Source organism: Pseudodesulfovibrio halophilus DSM 5663 (assembly GCF_059568665.1).
This window is the reverse complement of sequence record NZ_JCANTV010000002.1, coordinates 11,886-29,534: the sequence shown is the minus strand read 5'-3', so window position 1 is coordinate 29,534 and position 17,649 is coordinate 11,886. Positions and strand designations below refer to the sequence as shown.

Sequence of the window (17,649 nt, the reverse complement as noted above, 5' to 3'; positions counted from 1 at the left end):
AGCCCGACAAGACGGTCCGACCGCATCCGGCCGGACCGTTCAATTCGGTTTCCCGGTGCGGTCAGGAAGTCTTCCCCGCGGCGAGAGCGGCTCCGCCGAGGATGGAGAAGGTCGTCAGATTATGAATACCTGCGGCCAGTGTCGGCGTCAGCAGCCCCGCGCTTGCAGCCAAGAGCAGGCCGGTGTTGACACCCACGCCGGTTGCAAAGCAGCTCTTCAGCACGCGCCCTGACCGTTCGGCAATCCGCCGCAGATGCGACAGCCCATCCAGCCTGTCGTGCATGAGGACTATCTGCGCGGATTCGCGGGCCAGCCCCGTCGCGCGAGACATGCATATCCCCACGTCCGCCGCCACGAAAGCCGGGGCGTCGTTGATACCGTCGCCGATTACCGCCACCTTCGCACCGGCGCGCTGCAGCTCCCGGACGGCCTCGGCCTTGTCTTCGGGCATGAGTCCCGCGCGAATCTCGTCCACGTCCGGGACGCGCTCGGCAAGCTGCGACGCAGTCTCCTGATGGTCGCCGGTCAGCACAACCACTCGTTTCACACCGTGCCCCCGAAGGGCTGCGAGAGTTCGGGACGCCTCGTCGCGAACCGTTTCCCTGAGCGCCAATACGCCGAGCAGCGTCTTATCCCGAGAGATGTAGACGAGGCTGGCTCCCTTCGCGCGCAACCGTGTTGCGGTTTCCTCAAGTTCGGAACAATCAACGCCGCAATCGTCGGCGATGAAGTGGCGGCTGCCCACCCGAACGCGCTGTCCGGCAATGCGGCCGCTGACGCCGTGGGCAATGCTGCACTCGCAGTCCTGCACTTCGAGAGGCGCCAAATCGCGTGAAGCGGCCTCCCGCACGATGGCACGGCCAACGGGATGCCCGTTGCGGTCTTCCACGGACGCCGCGAGCCGCAGCAGCTCACCGCGCTCCAGCTCACGGCATGGCACGACCTCGGCGACCGTCAATTCACCGGTGGTCAGGGTCCCGGTCTTGTCAAAGACAAGGGTGTCGGCTTCGGCGAAGGCGTCAAGCCCGGAGCCGCTTTTGACCAGAATTCCGCGCTGCCCCGCAGCGTGCATGGAAGCCTTTATCACCACCGGGGCAGGGAGCTTGACGGCGCAGGCGTAGTCGACTGTCAGCACGGAAAGCGCGCGGTTGGCATCGCGGGTGGCCGCATAGATGGCGGAGCCCATGCCGAGCGTGACGGGAGCCAGCAGATCCGCAAGCCGGTCGCTCCGACGCTCCGGGTCCGACTTTTCGGCAACGGCCTGCTCCATGAACTCGGCGATGCGCGCCATGACCGTTTCGCGTCCGGTCTTTTCCGCGCAGATGGCGAGGCGTCCTTCCGAAACGCTCGAGCCCGAGGTCACGGCATCGCCGGCGTGCACCTGCTGGGGGTCGAACTCGCCGGTGATCGAGCTGCGGTCCAGTACGGCCTCGCCGTCGCGGACGGCGCCGTCCACCGGCACGAGCTCTCCGGCATCCACATGGACCACGTCACCGGGCCTGACAGCGTCATACGGCAAGGCGGACTCGACGCCGTCTCGTTCGACGCGGACCGTTTCCACCGGAGCCGCCATCAGCCCGCGAAGCAGACCGTTGTAGCGGTCTTCCGTTACGCGGCGCAGATACTCGCCCACCACGATCATGGCGGAGATGGAGGAAGCCGCCACGTAATCGCGCCTGAGCAGAGAGAAGCCCACGGTTGCCATGTCAAGCACACGCACCTTGAGACCCTGATTGAAAAGCGTATCCAGCCCCTGAAGAACGGCCGGCGCGCCCATGAGCGCGGCAAGCGGCATTCCCAGCCCCGGCGGCAGGAAAGGAGATGCCCCGGCCAGGCCGCCGTGCACGGCGGCATCGGCGAGGCTGCGCCTTGGGCGCGCAGGGTGCCTGCGCCCGAACGCCTCTTCAGGCACGTGGCCCAGCGAATCCACAACGGCCGTTCGGACGGACTCGCGCCCATCGTAGACGACCACGACGGTCGCGGCAGCTCCGTTGACCCGCACCGACTCCACGCCGGGCAGATTCTCCAGCCAGGCCTCAAGATAATCCGGGGCCAGATTCGGATGCAGCAACCTACGCCAGCGCAGGCGGATGCGTCGCTGCGTCTCGTGCACTATCCGCGGGGTCACGGCTGTGGTCATTCCCCGCCGCCTTTCCGACAGTCCGGGCATACGCCGAAGAGCAGCATGCGATGCCGGGTGAGGGAGAACCCCTGCGCCCGCGCAAGCTGTTCCTGACGGCGCTCGATTTCCTCGTCCACCACTTCCACCTTGCGTCCGCACTCCGAGCAGATGAGATGATCATGATGCTCGTTGCCGTAACTGAGTTCGTACAGTGCCACGCCCTCGCCGATGTCGAAGGACTCTGCCAATCCCGAATCCACCAGCAGCTTCAGGGTGCGATAGATGGTCGCCTGACCGATTGTCGGGTCCGAAAGGCGGGCTCTCCTGTACAGGTCCTCGGGCGTGAAATGCCCCTCCTCATTCAGAAACGCTTCCACGATCAGCGCTCTTTGCGGAGTCAGGTTCATGTCGTGCTTGTTGAGATAATCCATGAACACCTCCCTCGCCGACTTCAGCATGCGGTCCCTCCGTCAGCTTGATGCGCAACGATCACGACATCGGCCTGGTCCCGCCGCAGGAAGAGCCGGAGGCCCTCGCGACTGGAGACCACGAACCGTTCCCCCCGGCTCATGCGGTAATCGGGAGCCCTCTCCACCGCCTCAAGCCGCAGCACGCTGCCCTTGGCGATGCCCAGCGACGAGATGGCCCGTCTGGCCCGCTTCCCGCCGAGGATGCGGGTCACCGTGAAGTCCGCTCCGGCCCGGGCGTTGGCGAACTGGCAGCCCACGCCGCTCATTTCGCCCAGGATCTTGGCCGCCATGCCCTCTGCCAGCCGGATGCGCCGCCCGTCCGCGAGGGTGATGTATTCCATCGGCGGCAGTCTGCGCACCAGCGTGATTTCGTCCTCATTCTTCAACCCGAGCACGGCCAGCGCATCGGTGAGTTCTTCACCAGCGGTAACGGCCTCGATGTGCGCGGTCTCGCCCGGGACCATTTCGGTAAGGGGGATCATCCGGCCGTCGGGAAGATGAGCGACGACCTTGCCGCCCATGCCGCCGCCGAGCACCACCTCGCCGTTGGGTCCCCTGACGCGGACCGTGTGCAGCGCGACCTCCTCATCCAGCCGCGTGACGACGCTGCCGTCGCCCAGCCCCATGGACGCAAGCCGGGAAGCCAGCTCCCGGTCCGCGACCCGTACAATCGTTAGGGAGACGCCGCACGGCGCGTCCGCCAGACTTGAATGCATCAGGCCCCCTCCACACTTCGTCCGTCGAAGCGGACGTGTTTCTTCGATTCCGGCGCCGTACCGGCCGAGGCCGCGGCATATCCGAGGATGCCCAGCGTAGCGGCATTGTGCAGAAACGCCGAGGCCACGGGAGACAGTCTGCCTCCGGCAGCGAGCAGCAGCACGGCGGAGTTGATGCCCACCGCGGCCTGAAAGGACCGCCGCAGAACCTTGTCGGTTCGTTGAGCAATGTCCCGGGCAACGGCCAGCGCCTTGAGATTCTCATCCAAAAGCACCACCTGCGCGGCCTCGCGGGCCAGATCGGCCCCTCCGGGCATGCACAGGCCGACATCGGCCGAGATGAGCGCGGGAGCGTCGTTGACGCCGTCCCCGGCAAAGGCGGTGAAATGCCCGTCTCGGGTGAGCCGACGCATCACCGACGCCTTGTCCTCCGGCCGCTGTTCCCAATGTACTTCGTCGATGCAGCCGAGCGATCCTGAAATGGCCTCGGCGGTGTCTCGATGGTCGCCGGTGAGCATGACGATCTTGCGGATGCCGCGCTTTTTGAGCATGGCGAGGGCCTCGGCAGCCTCCGGCCGCAGCTCGTCGCGCAGGGCGATGACGCCCACGAGCACTCCCTCGCGCGCCACGTAGAGGAGCGATTTGCCTTCGCCGCGAAGTTTTTTGCCGAGCTTCGCGGCCTCGAAGCAGTCCACGCTCTCGTCGTCCTCGAGAAAATGCCTGCTGCCCACCAGCACCCGCCTCCCCTGCACGAATGCGGAAACCCCATGGGCCACGATGAAGTCCACCTGACTGATGGGCGGAAGCTCCAGATCGCGGGCCCGGGCTTCGGCGACGACGGCGCGGGCAACGGGGTGGGAGTAATGCTCCTCGGCACCCGCGGCCAGAGCCAGAAGCTCCTCGCCGTCCATTCCGTTCAGCGGGACAAGGTCGGTGACCTTGAGGTCGCCACGGGTGAGAGTCCCGGTCTTGTCGAAGACAACGGTGTCAACCCGGGCCAGATTGTCCAGCGCGCGTCCGCCCTTGAGCAGCACGCCGCAGTGCCCCGCCGCGTACATGCCTGACTTGACCGCCACGGGCGCGGCCACCTTGATGGCGCAGGAATAGTCCACGGTCAGCACGGAGGCGGCCCTTCGCAGATCGCGGGTCAGGGCGAAGAGCCCCAGGCCGAGCCCGAACGTCACGGGAACCAGCCTGTCGGCCAGTTCGTCGCTTCTCGTCTGCGACGGAGAGCGCGTGCGCAGGGAGCTTTCCAGGAAGCGCCCCATGCGGGCCATGCTTGTCTCGGCGCCGACGCTGTGCGCCGCGACCTTGAGCCGCCCGTCCTCCACCACGGCCCCGGAGAGCACGTCGTCACCGGGCCGGATGTGGACCGGCAGGGACTCGCCGGTGATGGAGCTCTGGTTCACGGCGGCCTCCCCGTCCGTCACCACGCCGTCCACCGGGATCAACTCTCCCGAACCGCAGATGACGATTTCACCCACGGCCAGATCGCCGAAGGGGATCTGCACCTCCCGGGCGTCCCGCTCCACCCAGACGCTCTCCACCTGCGGCCTGAGCAGGTTCTTGAGCAGGTCGTCGGATTTCTGCTCCGTCCACTGCTCAAGGTATTCGCCAAGCCCGAGCATGGCCACGATGGCGTTGGCCGCGGCGTAGTCACCCCGCAACAGGGAGAGCCCCACGGCCGCAGCGTCGAGCACCTCCACCTTCAGGCCCTCGGAGACCAGCGTCCGGGCACCCTCCAGCATGGTGGGAAGCCCAAGGACCGTACTCAGGGGCGCTTTGACCCGCTGCGGCAGAAACGGCGTCGACAGGGCGGCTCCCGCCTGCGAGATCATCGTTCCCGGCTTAATGGGGTCGCGACGGTTCACCTCGGGCAGGTAGGCGTCCTCCGGAATGTTCTCCAGAAAATCAAGAAGACGCCGCCGCGTTTCGCCGGAACCGTCGTACTCCACCACCATGCAGGAGGCAGCGGTGTTCACCGTCGCCCGATCCACCCCGGGCAGCGCCTCAAGCACCGCCACGAGGTAGTCGTGATCCAGCGAGGGGTCGTACAGCCTGCGACTTCGCAGCCGCAGCCGTCGGGGCAGCTCATGCACGACCGAGAACGCGCGCCTCACTCTCGCGGCGCGAATCCCTGCGCTCATGTCCTCTCTCCGGATTTGCCCCCGGGGGACTTGTAGAGCGAGTAGTGCCAATAGGAAAAGCCCACCAGCGCAAAGCCGGACCAGAGATGGACCTTCTTGACCTGCGGGGTCTTGTCCGACTCCATGAGGCTGGTCGCCACGAGGGTTCCCAGCGAGACGGCCATGCCGGTCTTGGCCCATGAACGCTTGGTCTGCATGTCCAGTCCGCCGCGCTCGGCGGGAGTCTTGTTTCTTCCTGCCATGGGACTACTCCTGCTGGCTGAGTTCGGCCTTCACGTCCTGAATCTGCTCCTTGACCTCCTCGAAACCGCCCTGAACGGACGCCCAGAGCTTCACCGCGCCCGAGACCACGGCCTGCTGGACCTTGGGGTTGCTGGCCACCAGCGCCACGCCAGCGCCGAGCGCCAGCCCCTTGAGGTAGTCGGAGTTGGAAAAGTTGACCCATGACGAGAGGCCGGACCGGGTGGCCGGAGGCTGCTGATACGCGCCCTGCCCCGGCGGCTGCGCCCCCTGCTGAGGAGAACCGGCGGCATACTGGTTGGCGTCGTGATAATAATACGAAGGCTGCTGTGGATTTCGCATGTAGGCTCCTTCCTGCGAAGACTCGCCCGGCACGGGCTGATATTTGTAATGATCGCTCATGATCGATTCCCCTTATTGTTTTTCGTCGGATGGTTCGGAGTCGCTCTTCCTGCTCTTGGCCGACTTGGCCTTTGTCTTGGTCGCGCCTTTTGTCGCGGCCTTGGCTCCAGCCTTGGATTTGGGTTTTTCCGGCACCGCGGTCTCGGCCGGCTTCTCCTGCTCTTCCACTGCGGCGGCCTCTTTCGGGCGGGCGTGCTTGAGAGCGGAGTCCAGCGCGTACTTGGTGCCCGTGGCAACGGCCACAATGCCCACGAAAGAGAGGACACCGCCGAGGCCGAGCGCCCCCGCAACGGCGACGCCCGCCCCTGCGGAAACCCCGGTTGTCCCGGCTTCGCGCGCTACTTCGCGGACCGCATCGCAACGGGCCATTTCGCCCGAGCGCACCTTGGGGTACGTCCCGGCCGCGACTGCCGCGCCGCCGAGCACCGCGCCGAACACCGTGGCGCCGACGGCTGCGCCGCCCGCCATTCCCGGCTTTCTCAGGTAATGTCTGCTCATGATGATCTCCCGGTTTCGAGAAGCGACTATTCGCCTTCGGGCTCCTCGGTTTCACCGCCGAAGAATGCGCCGAAGGTCCCGGAGACCGCATCCTTGACCGCGTCGTTGTTCATCAGGAAGACGGCTGCGGCGCCAACCAGAGCGCCTTTCCAGAAATCGCCGCCGTTGCCGGAGAGCATTCCGAACAGCTTGGAGGTGTCGGCCTCGCCGTTCATGACGTCGTTGACCATGCCGTAGACCTCGCCCATGCGGTTCTGATCGAATTTGGGCTCTGCTCCTTCGGGAGTTCCGGGCATCCCAGCCCCGGGAGCCTGTCCGCCGTGTCCCGTGGCATACTGGGCTCCGGGATCGCCCTGCATTCCGGGGTGCATTCCGGGGGGCGGTCCCTGCTGAGCTCCCGGCGCGGGGCCGGGCTGCACCGCCACGAATCCGAGTCCGGGCTGGTACTGGTACAGCCCGCCGGGCTGCGGCGGCGCCTGATGGTATGTCCCGCCCTGCTGAGCCCCGGCCGCAGCGCTTGCGCCCTGCTCGTCGGACGCATTATTCCGGTTTGCGTACATCTGTTCCTGATAGTCCATGGGTTCCTCCTCAGGCCTGCTCGGGGAGCAGGGTTTCCCTCAATTCTTCCGCAAGGGCCTCGAACCGTTCGCCGTCTCCGGTGGTCAAAAGCTCGGCAAGTTTGTCGGGGTTCAGGACGTCGGGGTCATACTCAATGACTACCGAGCGTCCCAGTGGATTGGTCCGCATGCTGCGGATGGCGGGAGGCAGCTCCTTCGTCCCCGCCTGCCTCATGGCCTCGCCCGCACGCGGATCGCTCAGCAGCTTGAGGCTGAACTTGACGCGGATCCTGCCCGGGACGTGATGCGCCACGGTCAGGTACCGGCGGAGGTCCATCAGTAGATTGAAATCCATGCCTTCATTCTCCGTTGGGTAGTTCACCGCAGCCCGCTATCGCGGGAGCGCGGTATCGCAGGAGCCGGGACGAGTTCGCCAGGACACCGAGCGAATGGATTATGTGCAGCAGGCCCGCCGTCACGGGCGAAAGAACGCCCGCGGCGCCGAGCACCACGCCGATTATGTTGGAGCCGGTGGCTATCCAGAAATTCTGGTGCACCACGCGGATGGTCTGGCGGCTCAGGGAGTGGACGTAGACCAGCCCGCCGAGGTCGTCGTTGACCAGCGCGATGTCGGAGGCCTCGATGGCCACCTCGGAGCCGCCCGCGCCCATGGCCACGCCCACGTCCGCATGGGTCAGGGCGAGCGCATCATTAATACCGTCGCCAACCATGAGCACCGAGCGGCCGCTGTCGCGAAGCTGGTCCACGATTCGGGCCTTCTCTTCGGGCATGACCGAGGAGTGGCAGTCGCGGATGCCTATGCGGTCGGCCAGCTCCAGCGCGGTGTTGCGCTCGTCGCCGGTGACCAGCACCGTGTGCTTTACCCCGCCCCGCAGCAGCCGGGACACCACTTCCCCGCTCTCGGGACGAATGGTGTTGTCGAAGGTCAGCAGGCCGATGACCTCGCCCCCGCGCGCAGCGTAGAGCACGGTGAGGCCGCGCTTGCGGAACGCCGAGACCCTAGAGGAGACGCCGCCCACGCGGACGCCGTAGCGTTCCATGAGCTTGCGGTTGCCCACCAGCACTTCAGCTCCCGTTATCTCGGCGCGCATTCCCATGCCGAGGAAATATTCGCACACGGTATGCGGCACAGGGCTCACGCCGCGCCGGTCGGCCTCGATCTTCACGGCCTGCGCCAACGGGTGGTGGTTGTGGACCTCCACGGAAACCGCGAGCTGAAGCAGGCGGCGCTCGTCCACGCCTTCGAGAGGGACCAGCGAGGAGAGTACCGGTTCCGTGGTGGTCAGGGTGCCGGTCTTGTCGAAGCAGACCGTGTCCACGCCGCCCAGCTCCTCCAGATACCGGCCGCCCTTGATGAGAATGTTCCTGCGAGCCGCCGCGCTCATGGCGGCGCTCACGGCGGTGGATGCAGAGAGGGCCGTGGCGCAGGGGCAGGCCATGACCAGCATGACCGTGAACGCGCGCCAGAAGCTCCCCGTGAGCAGGAACGTGGCTCCGGTCACGACGAAGCCGACCTTCACGAGGTTAGCGGCAAGCCGGTCCGCCACGCCCTCGATGGGGGCGCGGTTCTCCAGCGAGTCCTCCACGAGCTTGAGCACCCGCGCGAGGTATGTCCGGTCTCCCACCTCCCGCGCGCGGACATACACCACGCCCTGCCGCACGAAGGTTCCGGCCAGCACGTCATCGCCCGACTTGCGGGGGACGAAATCAGGCCGCCCGGTTATGGGGGACTCATCGAACAGCGCTTCGCCGTCGATGATCTCGCCGTCAACGCAGACCTTTTCCCCGGTGTGAAGCACCACCACGTCGCCGATTTCGAGGTCGCGGACCTCGGCCTCCACCTCCACCCCGCCTTTGAGCACGAAGGTGTGATGCGCACTCTGTTGCAGGATACCGGAAATGGATTCGCGGGAGCGCTCGGTTATCCAGGACTTGAGCAGCTCGGCGCCCGAATCGATCCAGAGCACCTCGAAGGCGGTCAGAGCTTCCCCCGCGGCGACTGCCGCGAGGCAGCTCGCACCCAGGAAGGTCTCCAGCGTGAATCGTCGCTGCCGGACCTGCGTCATCCCTTTGCGTAAAAGGGGCAGCGAGGCGCCCACGGCGAGCAGACCCAGCGGACTGAACGCGGTCTGGGCGACTGTCAGCCCAAGCAGGCTCCTGCGGACGAAGACGCCGCTCATGATGGCGGACATGACCGTGAAACGCCGCAGGGCGGGGCGGACAGGATCGCACCCCTTCTCCGTGACCTTGCAGGCCGTGCATTCGCAAAGAGATGATGCGCAGGAAGGCCCGGAGAGCGGACGCGGCCCGCAGGCCGCTCCGGCCACTTCCCCGGCAGCCGCCACGATGCCGTCTTCACGCGCGGCAGCGGCGTCGTACCGCACCACGAGGCTGCCGGAGCGGACTCCGGCGCGCACCCACTTGACGCCCTCCAACTCTCCGATCGCGGCCTCAAGCCGACGCGCCAGCTTCTCGTTATTTCGCATGACGCCTATGACGAGCCGAACTCGTCCGGCGATGGAATGTCGCACCTTGAACACTTTTCTCATATTGAACACGGCCTGCTAGAGGTGAATAATCTCGACCATACAATCTGGCAGGCTTTCCCCGCGAGGGCAGCCGGCCGCCGATTACCTTTTCCCCAAAATAATCCCTTCGCGACGCTCGCTTTTTCGACCACGGGGGCCGGACGCTCCGTGACTGACGCGCAGCTCATGCCGCACGTTCCATGGAGGACTTGTCACCGCGCAGGCCGTCCACCAGCCGCTGAAGCTCGCCCGACTCGCGCACCATCTGTTCCAGCACGCTGCGCACGCGGCGGGTTGCCGCAACGGTGTCGGCCGAGACTTCGCATGTGGCGCTGATTACCTGACGCGTCCCGTTCGCGGACACGGTCTGGGCCTCGGACGAATCGGCCATGGCCCGGACGTGCCGCTCCGCGCTGCCGGAGAGATCCACGATGCTCGCGAGTGACTCCCCGGAGTTGCGGACGAGCCCCACGACATGCTCCAGCGCCTCACCCGCCTCGCGCATGCCTCCCTCGCTTTCGCGGGCTGCTTCCCTGATGGAGGAGACCATGGTGCCCACTTCGCCAGTGGCGTTCATGGTCTTTTCCGCCAGCTTGCGGACCTCGTCCGCGACCACGGCGAATCCGCGCCCGGCCTCCCCGGCTCGGGCCGCCTCGATGGCGGCGTTGAGCGCCAACAGATTGGTCTGGTCCGCGATATCGTTGATGACGGAGATGACGCTTCCGATGCTCTCGGTCTCGCGTCCGAGGCGCTCCATTTGTCGCGCCACGCCGCCATACGAATCTTCCAGCCGGCCCATGGCCTCGATGCTGTCCTCAACGACCTTCGCCCCGCCCCGGGCGCGCTCGGAGGTCCCCTGCGCGATGGCCGCGGCCTCGCCGGAGCTATCCCGCACGCGTGCCGCGGCTTCGCTCATGGCCTCCACGGCATCGGCGGCCGCTTCAAGATCCTGTTGCTGGGCGGACGCGGCCACGCCGCATTCATCCACCATGTCGAAGACCTTCTCCGACGTGGTGCGAATGGATGTGACCACGCGCTCAAGCTGATGCGCCGCCTGCTCGAGACCTTCTGCCCGCGCCTGCCTTGCCCGGGCGGCCTCTTTCTCCAACCCTCGTACGGCCTTGGCCGCCTTGCGGGACTCCCGAAACGCTTCCTTGCGCATCGCCTCGGAATGTTCCACCTGTTCCTTCACGCCGGAGAAGACCTCTCCGAGCGCCTCCCCGACTTCGCCCATCTCGGCCGGCGCGGCGGAGCTGGGCGGGTGATCGTAATCTCCGGCGACAGCGCGGTGGCAAGAGTCGCAGATGCCGGACAGGGGCCTGCACACGTAGTGGCGCAGCAGCAGATGGGCCGCTGCGCCGAGAAAAACCCCGCCCCCGAGCGCCGCGGCTCCGAGCACGAGCGGCGCTCCCGCAATGCTCGCGGACCCTGCCGCGTATCCGCCGAAGAGCGCAGCCGCGAAAAGAACCGTTCCCGACATGGTGATTCCCGCCAGCAGCCGCCGCGCGAGGCCGCTCAGGCGGCACAGTTTCAAAGGATTGCCCATAGCGTTCCCCCTCCCCCGAAGGATCAGCCGGTTATCTCGACCAGGTTGAAGCGGACGTTCTCAACGTCCTCCATGAACTCCTCACCGCACTCCTGCGCGGTCTCGTTGTCTTCGTGGTAGCGCCAGTTGACCTCTATCCGCTTGCCCCGCCCGGCCTGATCGTCGAGCATGTCGAAGAGGTCCATGAAGGTCTTGGAAGTGGAGCTGTTGAAGTAGACGATCTCCATGTTCAGCTCCATGCGCTCACCGTGGTATTCGGTGAAATAGCGGTTCAGGCAGTCGAACATGGGACCGTAGAATCCCGAGCAGTTCTCGGGATAGGATTCGCCCCGAATCTCCATGATGCCGGATGCCGGATCAAAGTCGATAAGCGGGGAGGACTTGGTTTCCCTTACGCAGAATTTGGTCATTGCGAGCCTCCTTCAGGCGATTACTTTCATTGAAAAAAAGCTGTTTCACTATCCACGGGGCGGATGTGGTAATCCATGGGGCCCTCGGCCCTGCGCGCCATCTCGATGAAACCGAGCCCTGCCCCTCTGGACTCGGCGTCCGGTCCCTTGCGGCGACACTCCTTGTAGTAGCGCTTGAGCTCGTCCTTGCTCATGCTGCTTACCTTGTTCAGCCTGTCCGAGAGGCGTCGGCCGGAATCCGCGCCGATTCTGTTGCCGCAGGCCACATAGAAGCGACCATCCTCCTCGCGCCCCACGACCACTTGGCCGCTGGCCATGTCGCCCCCGTCGAGTCCGGTGGCATCCCGCTCGGCGGAGTAGCGTACGATATTCTGCATCTGCTCCACGAGGATCGCGAATATTCGGTGCGAGACTTTGGCTTCGGCCTCTTCGCTGCGCAGTTTGCGCCGCATGAGATCACCCATGCCTTCCACCACGCACTGGGATACGGGGCCGTTGAAATAGAGAATGACTCCCTCGCCCCTGAGGGATTCGTAGCAGTCGTACATTTTCGGGGTCATGCCGATCCTCCCTGTGTTTCGAAACCGAGAACGGTTATGTCGTCACGCCGGGGCTCGTCCCCCCTGAAGGCGTCGACGTGTTCCATCAGCAGCCGGTCCTGCCCCTTCAGCGGGAGGTCCGCCTGCCGCACCATGAACTCCTTGAGCCTGCGCTTGCCGAACGGGAACCCCTTGGGGCCGCCCACCTGATCGATGACGCCGTCCGATGTCATGTAGAAGCGCTTCCCCGGCCCGGTCTCCACTTCGTGATCGGTGAACGCGAAATCCCTGCCGGAGCGCACGTAGCCGATGCCGCAGCGGTCGCCCTTGACGACGCTCACTTCGCCGTCTTCGAGGACGTAGAGGGGATTGTTGGCACCGGCGAAAACCATTCTGGAGCGAAGTCGGTCCACGAAGCAGAGCGAGCAGTCCAGCCCGTCGTCCGACATGCCTCCGGGCTCGTTCTGGCCGAGGGCGTCCTTCACCAGCCGGTTGAGTCTGCCGAGGACGATGGCTGGGCTGTTGCCGCACTCCGCCGAGGCCGCCTTCTCGAACAGGGAATGGACGATCAGGGTCATGAACGCGCCGGGGACGCCGTGACCGGTGCAGTCGATGACAGCCACGAAGAAACCGTCCTCGTTTTGGCGGAACCAGTAGGAATCGCCGCCGACCTTGTCGCGCTGGTCCCAGAGCAGAAAATGATCGCTGAACACCGCGTCGAGCTGTCGCTGGTCCGGCAGGAAGGAGCTCTGGATCAGGCTGGCGTAGTCGATGCTCTCAACGATCTGCTTCTGGGCGTCGGACAGGCTCTCCATGGCCCGGGAAAGCCTCCTCTCGCGCGAGGCAATGGCGTAGCCCATCCAGTGCAGATTCCGCTTGAGACGCATGAAGTCGTGTTCCTCCCCGCGCTCCGGGGGCAGGTTTTCCAGCGCGTAGTCGCCCTGCTTGAGACGCATGCACTGTTCGTTGAGTTCGCGGATGTTTCTCAGCGCCAGCAGATGGCTGAAAAGTCTGGAAAGCGGAACAAACAGGATCACGACGGCAGTCAGGAAGACCGCGAGGACGTTGTTGAACAGCCCCGTGTCCCCCGTCTGCGCAAGCACGAGCAACGCCAGCGGAGGCAGCACCAGCGCGGAGAAAAGGATGAAGTCCATTTTCCTGCGGATGCTCATGCCGCCCACGCGCCGGAACGATTTGGTCAGTACGGTCATCGTCTCCCCCTCCACTTTCGATATTGAAACTCAATTTCATCAAGGTCTCAAAAAAAACATCAGGCACAGCGGTCCCGCCGCCGATACACCTCGAACCGATCCCTGCCGTTCTTCTTGGCGGCGTAAAGCGCGATGTCCGCGAGCTTGAGCAGTCCGTCGAGGTCGGTGGTCACGCCCCGCTCCGCAGCCACGCCGATGCTGACGGTCAGGCCGAACTCGCACGCCCCGCTGACGACGGTGGCCGCCCGGACCTCGTCCAGCAGCCGCCTTGCAGCGCAGCAGGCCCGCTCGCGGGTTGTATCCGGAAGCAGGATGACGAACTCCTCGCCCCCGTAACGTGCGGCGACGTCCTCTTCTCGCAGGCTGCGCGCGAAGATATCAGAAAGCCGGCAGAGCGCGCGGTCTCCGGCATCGTGACCATGGGTGTCGTTGATGGACTTGAAATGATCCGCGTCCACCATCAGCAGCGCGAGCGGCTGGTCCCTGCGGGCACTGCGCGAGAGCTCGCGTCTGGTGAGTTCCATGAAGTAGCCCCTGTTCCAGAGGCCGGTCAGTGCGTCGGTGCGGGCCAGCCGACACATGTCCTCCATGGCCTTGCGCCGCTCTGTCACGTCGGCCACCACACCAACCATGCCGCAGGAGGCATTCCCGGCACCCTCAGCATGCAGGGCTGTCGCGCCAAGCTCGCACCAGCAGACGCCGCCGCCGTGAACGTGCATCTCCGCCTCCATTCCGCGAAAGCTGCGTCCCAGCTTCAGCTCCTGCTCGTAACGCCCGGACATTTGCGGTGACAGGAACAGCTCGGAGACCCGGCGGACAGTCTCGAGCATATCTTCCGGCGAGGCGAAGCCGAAAATGGATGCCATGGCCGGATTGACCTCAACCAGCCTCCCGTCGGGCCGCGCACGGTAGATGCCTTCCGCCACACGCTCGAACGTGGTGCGGTACTTCTCTTCGTTGACGGCCAGTTCGCGATTCAGGTCGCTCAGGGAGCGTTGCATCCTGTCGCCCATGGCCACCAGCCTTCTGGCCTGCCGAAGCAGCCTCGCGTATTCGTCAGCCAGCCCCGCGAAGGACACCGCCTCCCTATCGTTTTCAAGGGACCGCAGCGCCTTCTCGAGGATAGCCTCTTCCCTTTCGAAGCCCGTACCGTTCTGCATCAGATTCCCGATTTGCTCTTTGTTTGCATGTCAGGCTGAATTGATATTGAAATTCGTTTTCATCGTCAAGGAGCAAATTGTTTTTCCTGTTTCGAGAGATGCATCCGGAAGAAACAGGGCGCATGAAGCACTGCTTCGCCAATTTCCCTTCTCCATACGCAAAGCTAAGACATTGCTCTTCCCGCTTGACAGAGAGTGTACCGCTGGCCTAGCTCGTGATGATGAAAATCATTTTCACACCAAGGAGCCATTTATGACAAGCGCCATAGAAGTCCGAAATCTCAGGCACGCCTATGGAGGGCGGGTGATATACGACGGATTGAATTTCACGGTGCCACGCGGGAAGGTATACGGCCTGCTTGGCAAAAACGGAGTGGGAAAGACCACGCTCATCAAGATACTCATGGGCTTTCTGCGGCCTCGCGGCGGCACCTGCCGCATCCTTGGCGACGACTCCCACGCGCTTTCTCCCGAGACGAGGCAGCGGGTAGGCCTGCTCTTCGAGGGACATCTGGCCTATGAATTCATGAGCATCGAAAGCGTCGAACGGTTCTTCGCGCCCTTCTACCCTGAATGGAACCGCGACCACTACTACGCGCTCACGGACAAGCTCGACCTGCCCGGCAGCCACCTCATCGGCAACATGTCGGAGGGGCAGCGCTCGCAGGTGGTGCTCGGCCTGCTCATGGCCCAGCAGCCGGACGTGATGATCCTCGACGACTACACCATGGGTCTTGACGCCGGATACCGACGCCTGTTTCTCGATCACCTCGCCGAGTACCTCCGCGAAGGCGACAGGACCGTCCTCGTCACCTCGCACATCGTGCAGGACCTCGAACGCTTCGTGGATGAAATCGTTTTCCTGGAACGCGGCGGGAACACCACGCAAGTGTCGCTTGACGGATTCCTCAGCGAGTTCAAGCAGTTCGTCCTGCCCAAGAACGGCTCTGCCGCACCTCCGCCCGTCGGCGGCCCCCTGCGGAACGTGGAAGAGACCGGAGACGAATATCAGCTCTACACCTTCGAGGACCGAAGCAGCGTCACCCGTCATCTCGAATCGCTCGGGTTATCGGACCATGCGATGTCCCGCCGCGACATGAGCTTCGAGGACGCCTTCATCGGTTTCACCGGAAGATACTAGGAGACATCATGATACGCTCCATACTCCTCAAGGAATATCTCAAGCTGCGAGGTCACGCGGCGGCGGCCCTGCTCCTGAATCTGGCGGTCATGGCCTACATCTACACGGCCATGCGCAAGCTGTTCCTCATGGATCACGCCGAAGTGGTCTGGTACCGCGTGATGCATCTCGGCACCCTGTTCTACGATCCGTTCATGTACCTGCCCGCCATCACCGGCCTGTTCATCGCCACCGCCCAGTTCCTGCCCGAGACCGTCAGCCAGCGGTTTCGCATTTCCCTGCACCTGCCGCTGCCGCCCCACGTGCTGGTCCTCGGCCATATCATGGTGGGACTTGCGGCGCTGGCGGCCATCGTCGCGCTGGACCTCGCGGCCCTGTCGCTCATGACCGCCTCGCGCTTTCCGCACGAGACGGTCGTCTCCGCAGTGCTGACCGCCCTGCCGTGGGGTCTGGCGGGGGTTACGTCCTACCTCGGCGGCGCGCTGGTGCTGCTCGAACCAACGTGAAGACTGCGCGCAGTCAACGCGGTCATTGCCGCCGGACTCACGGGCCTCCTGCTCTGGAGCGAACCCGCTGGCGCATACGCGCACGTGCTGCCGCTGTTCCTCTTCGCCACCGCGGCCTTCGTGCCCGGGGTGCTGTATCCCGCCTACCGTTTCCGCTACCGGAGGTCCTAATGACGCTCGTTTCAAGATACGCCCTGACACTCGGCGCCGTGCTGGTCATGGCCATATATACCCCGCTGCTGTTCGACATGGCCTTCGGTGAGCGGATCAAGACCACGCACCTTTTCTACAGTCCGGTGATCGAAAAATTCGTCTGGCGCGACAAACTGCTGGAGTTGCCAGAAAGCGGCGAAAAGCACCACGCCCGGTTCGTGCAGATGGACGAGGACGGCAACCGATACTCTCGCAAGGAGTTCGAAAAACTGCTGCCGTTCATCTACTACCGGAACATGGACCTTTGGGGCCGCCTGCCGCTCGAACTGCAGGGCCGGCGCTTCGACAAGGAGACCATCCGCGCGAACAGACAGGTCACCGAGTTCAGGCCGGAATGGATTGCGGGCGGCGCGCCAAGGGAAAAGCTGCGCCCCCTGTTGGAATCCGTCCCCGGCAAGGCCCGCCTGGTTTTCCCTGAAGAACGGTTCCGGCTCGGCGATGAAATGGAATTCATCAATGCCGACTTCAATCGTCGGGACGATGCCATGACCGAAGAGTATACGCGGGCTCTCAGGGAAAAGGGCTTCACCTTCCCGGGCAAGGCCGCGTTTTCCAATCCCACCATCCTCAAGCCGTATGATTCGGGCGTGTTCCTGCTGGACGCCGAGGGGGCGCTTTTCCATGTGAGGAAAGTGCAAGGGCGGCCGGAGGTCGTCAGGACGCCGGTGTCCCCACAAAGCGGGGTCCGCAGCATCCGTGTGGCGGAAAGCTCGCGGCGGGAATACTACGGCCTGCTGCTGACCGGCGACGGCACCCTCAACCTGCTGGGCACAGACGGCTACCGGCTCACTCCGCTGCCCCTCGAGGGGTATGATCCCGACACCATGGACTTCAAGATGATCGTCAACCCGCTATACAGAACGGCGGTCTATTCGGACGATTCCGTCATCAGGGCCGTGGTCATGAATTCCGACTATCAGCCCATCGCCCGGTACCGGCATATCATGCCCGGCGCCGGGACAACCGCCGCCGAAGCCCTCTTTCATGCGGCCACTCCGTTCGAGATCAGGCTGCACGACCCCAATTCGGGGTACCTCACTGCGGGAGCCGTGCATCACGGCTGGCCGGGGCTTCTGTCCTGCATCGCCGCCCTTGCAGCATACTTCGTGCTGGTGCGACGCCGCCGAATGTCCTCAACCGTGGTGGCCGACGGCGCGCTGGTCGGCATGACGGGCGTATACGGGCTGATAGCGGTGCTTCTGCTGCCGATGGACTGACTCGG

General features: G+C 64.6%; 18 protein-coding genes. 3 read left to right on the top strand and 15 right to left on the bottom strand.

The features are described from left to right. Positions 1-61: 61 nt before the first annotated feature. The 15 genes from BR24_RS00645 to BR24_RS00575 all read right to left on the bottom strand — a co-directional run bounded on the left by BR24_RS00645 (position 62) and on the right by BR24_RS00575 (position 14,567). The gene (locus BR24_RS00645) at positions 62-2,140 is read right to left on the bottom strand and encodes a heavy metal translocating P-type ATPase (protein WP_496539581.1); all 2,079 of its coding nucleotides are present in this window, start codon (positions 2,138-2,140) and stop codon (positions 62-64) included. Then, a complete protein-coding gene (locus BR24_RS00640; protein WP_496539640.1) occupies positions 2,137-2,577 on the bottom strand; it encodes a Fur family transcriptional regulator in 441 nt (146 codons plus the stop codon). The genes BR24_RS00645 and BR24_RS00640 overlap by 4 nt, the downstream gene beginning before the upstream one ends. Further along, on the bottom strand, positions 2,574-3,308 hold the full coding sequence (locus BR24_RS00635) for a FeoA family protein (RefSeq protein WP_496539580.1): 735 nt from the start codon (positions 3,306-3,308) through the stop codon (positions 2,574-2,576). Before BR24_RS00635 ends, BR24_RS00640 begins: the two co-directional genes overlap by 4 nt. Then, positions 3,308-5,455, bottom strand: a complete 2,148-nt coding sequence (locus BR24_RS00630) for a heavy metal translocating P-type ATPase (RefSeq protein ID WP_496539579.1) — start codon at positions 5,453-5,455, stop codon at positions 3,308-3,310. Before BR24_RS00630 ends, BR24_RS00635 begins: the two co-directional genes overlap by 1 nt. Next, positions 5,452-5,697, bottom strand: coding sequence for a hypothetical protein (locus tag BR24_RS00625; protein ID WP_496539578.1), 246 nt, complete (start codon positions 5,695-5,697; stop codon positions 5,452-5,454). Before BR24_RS00625 ends, BR24_RS00630 begins: the two co-directional genes overlap by 4 nt. A 4-nt stretch (positions 5,698-5,701) precedes the next feature. Beyond that, complete coding sequence (locus tag BR24_RS00620) at positions 5,702-6,097, bottom strand: YtxH domain-containing protein (protein WP_496539577.1); 396 nt, start codon at positions 6,095-6,097, stop codon at positions 5,702-5,704. A 12-nt stretch (positions 6,098-6,109) separates the two neighbouring features. Beyond that, positions 6,110-6,595, bottom strand: a complete 486-nt coding sequence (locus BR24_RS00615; RefSeq protein WP_496539576.1) for a magnetosome protein MamC family protein — start codon at positions 6,593-6,595, stop codon at positions 6,110-6,112. 26 nt (positions 6,596-6,621) lie between these two features. Next, positions 6,622-7,173: a hypothetical protein gene (locus BR24_RS00610; RefSeq protein WP_496539575.1), complete on the bottom strand. Its 552-nt coding sequence runs from the start codon at positions 7,171-7,173 to the stop codon at positions 6,622-6,624. Positions 7,174-7,183: 10 nt separating this feature from the next. Then, positions 7,184-7,507, bottom strand: a complete 324-nt coding sequence (locus BR24_RS00605; protein ID WP_496539574.1) for a heavy-metal-associated domain-containing protein — start codon at positions 7,505-7,507, stop codon at positions 7,184-7,186. 4 nt (positions 7,508-7,511) lie between these two features. Continuing rightward, positions 7,512-9,722, bottom strand: a complete 2,211-nt coding sequence (locus tag BR24_RS00600) for a heavy metal translocating P-type ATPase (RefSeq protein ID WP_496539573.1) — start codon at positions 9,720-9,722, stop codon at positions 7,512-7,514. A gap of 163 nt (positions 9,723-9,885) precedes the next feature. After that, a complete protein-coding gene (locus tag BR24_RS00595) occupies positions 9,886-11,247 on the bottom strand; it encodes a methyl-accepting chemotaxis protein (RefSeq protein ID WP_496539572.1) in 1,362 nt (453 codons plus the stop codon). 23 nt (positions 11,248-11,270) lie between these two features. Beyond that, positions 11,271-11,657 carry a DUF1987 domain-containing protein gene (locus BR24_RS00590; RefSeq protein WP_496539571.1) on the bottom strand — a complete coding sequence of 129 codons (387 nt, stop codon included), beginning with the start codon at positions 11,655-11,657 and terminating at the stop codon, positions 11,271-11,273. A 26-nt stretch (positions 11,658-11,683) separates the two neighbouring features. Beyond that, a complete protein-coding gene (locus tag BR24_RS00585) occupies positions 11,684-12,217 on the bottom strand; it encodes a SiaB family protein kinase (RefSeq protein WP_496539570.1) in 534 nt (177 codons plus the stop codon). Continuing rightward, complete coding sequence (locus BR24_RS00580) at positions 12,214-13,407, bottom strand: PP2C family protein-serine/threonine phosphatase (protein WP_496539569.1); 1,194 nt, start codon at positions 13,405-13,407, stop codon at positions 12,214-12,216. Before BR24_RS00580 ends, BR24_RS00585 begins: the two co-directional genes overlap by 4 nt. 59 nt (positions 13,408-13,466) lie before the next feature. Beyond that, on the bottom strand, positions 13,467-14,567 hold the full coding sequence (locus BR24_RS00575; protein WP_496539568.1) for a sensor domain-containing diguanylate cyclase: 1,101 nt from the start codon (positions 14,565-14,567) through the stop codon (positions 13,467-13,469). A 253-nt stretch (positions 14,568-14,820) separates the two neighbouring features. On the opposite strand from BR24_RS00575, the gene BR24_RS00570 reads away from it, so the two are divergent. The 3 genes from BR24_RS00570 to BR24_RS00560 all read left to right on the top strand — a co-directional run bounded on the left by BR24_RS00570 (position 14,821) and on the right by BR24_RS00560 (position 17,644). After that, positions 14,821-15,708 (top strand): ABC transporter ATP-binding protein, encoded by an 888-nt coding sequence (locus BR24_RS00570; protein WP_496539567.1) that lies wholly within the window; start codon positions 14,821-14,823, stop codon positions 15,706-15,708. 8 nt (positions 15,709-15,716) lie between these two features. Further along, positions 15,717-16,214, top strand: a complete 498-nt coding sequence (locus tag BR24_RS00565) for a hypothetical protein (RefSeq protein ID WP_496539566.1) — start codon at positions 15,717-15,719, stop codon at positions 16,212-16,214. 170 nt (positions 16,215-16,384) lie between these two features. Further along, on the top strand, positions 16,385-17,644 hold the full coding sequence (locus BR24_RS00560) for a DUF4857 domain-containing protein (RefSeq protein WP_496539565.1): 1,260 nt from the start codon (positions 16,385-16,387) through the stop codon (positions 17,642-17,644). The last annotated feature ends 5 nt before the right edge of the window (positions 17,645-17,649 follow it).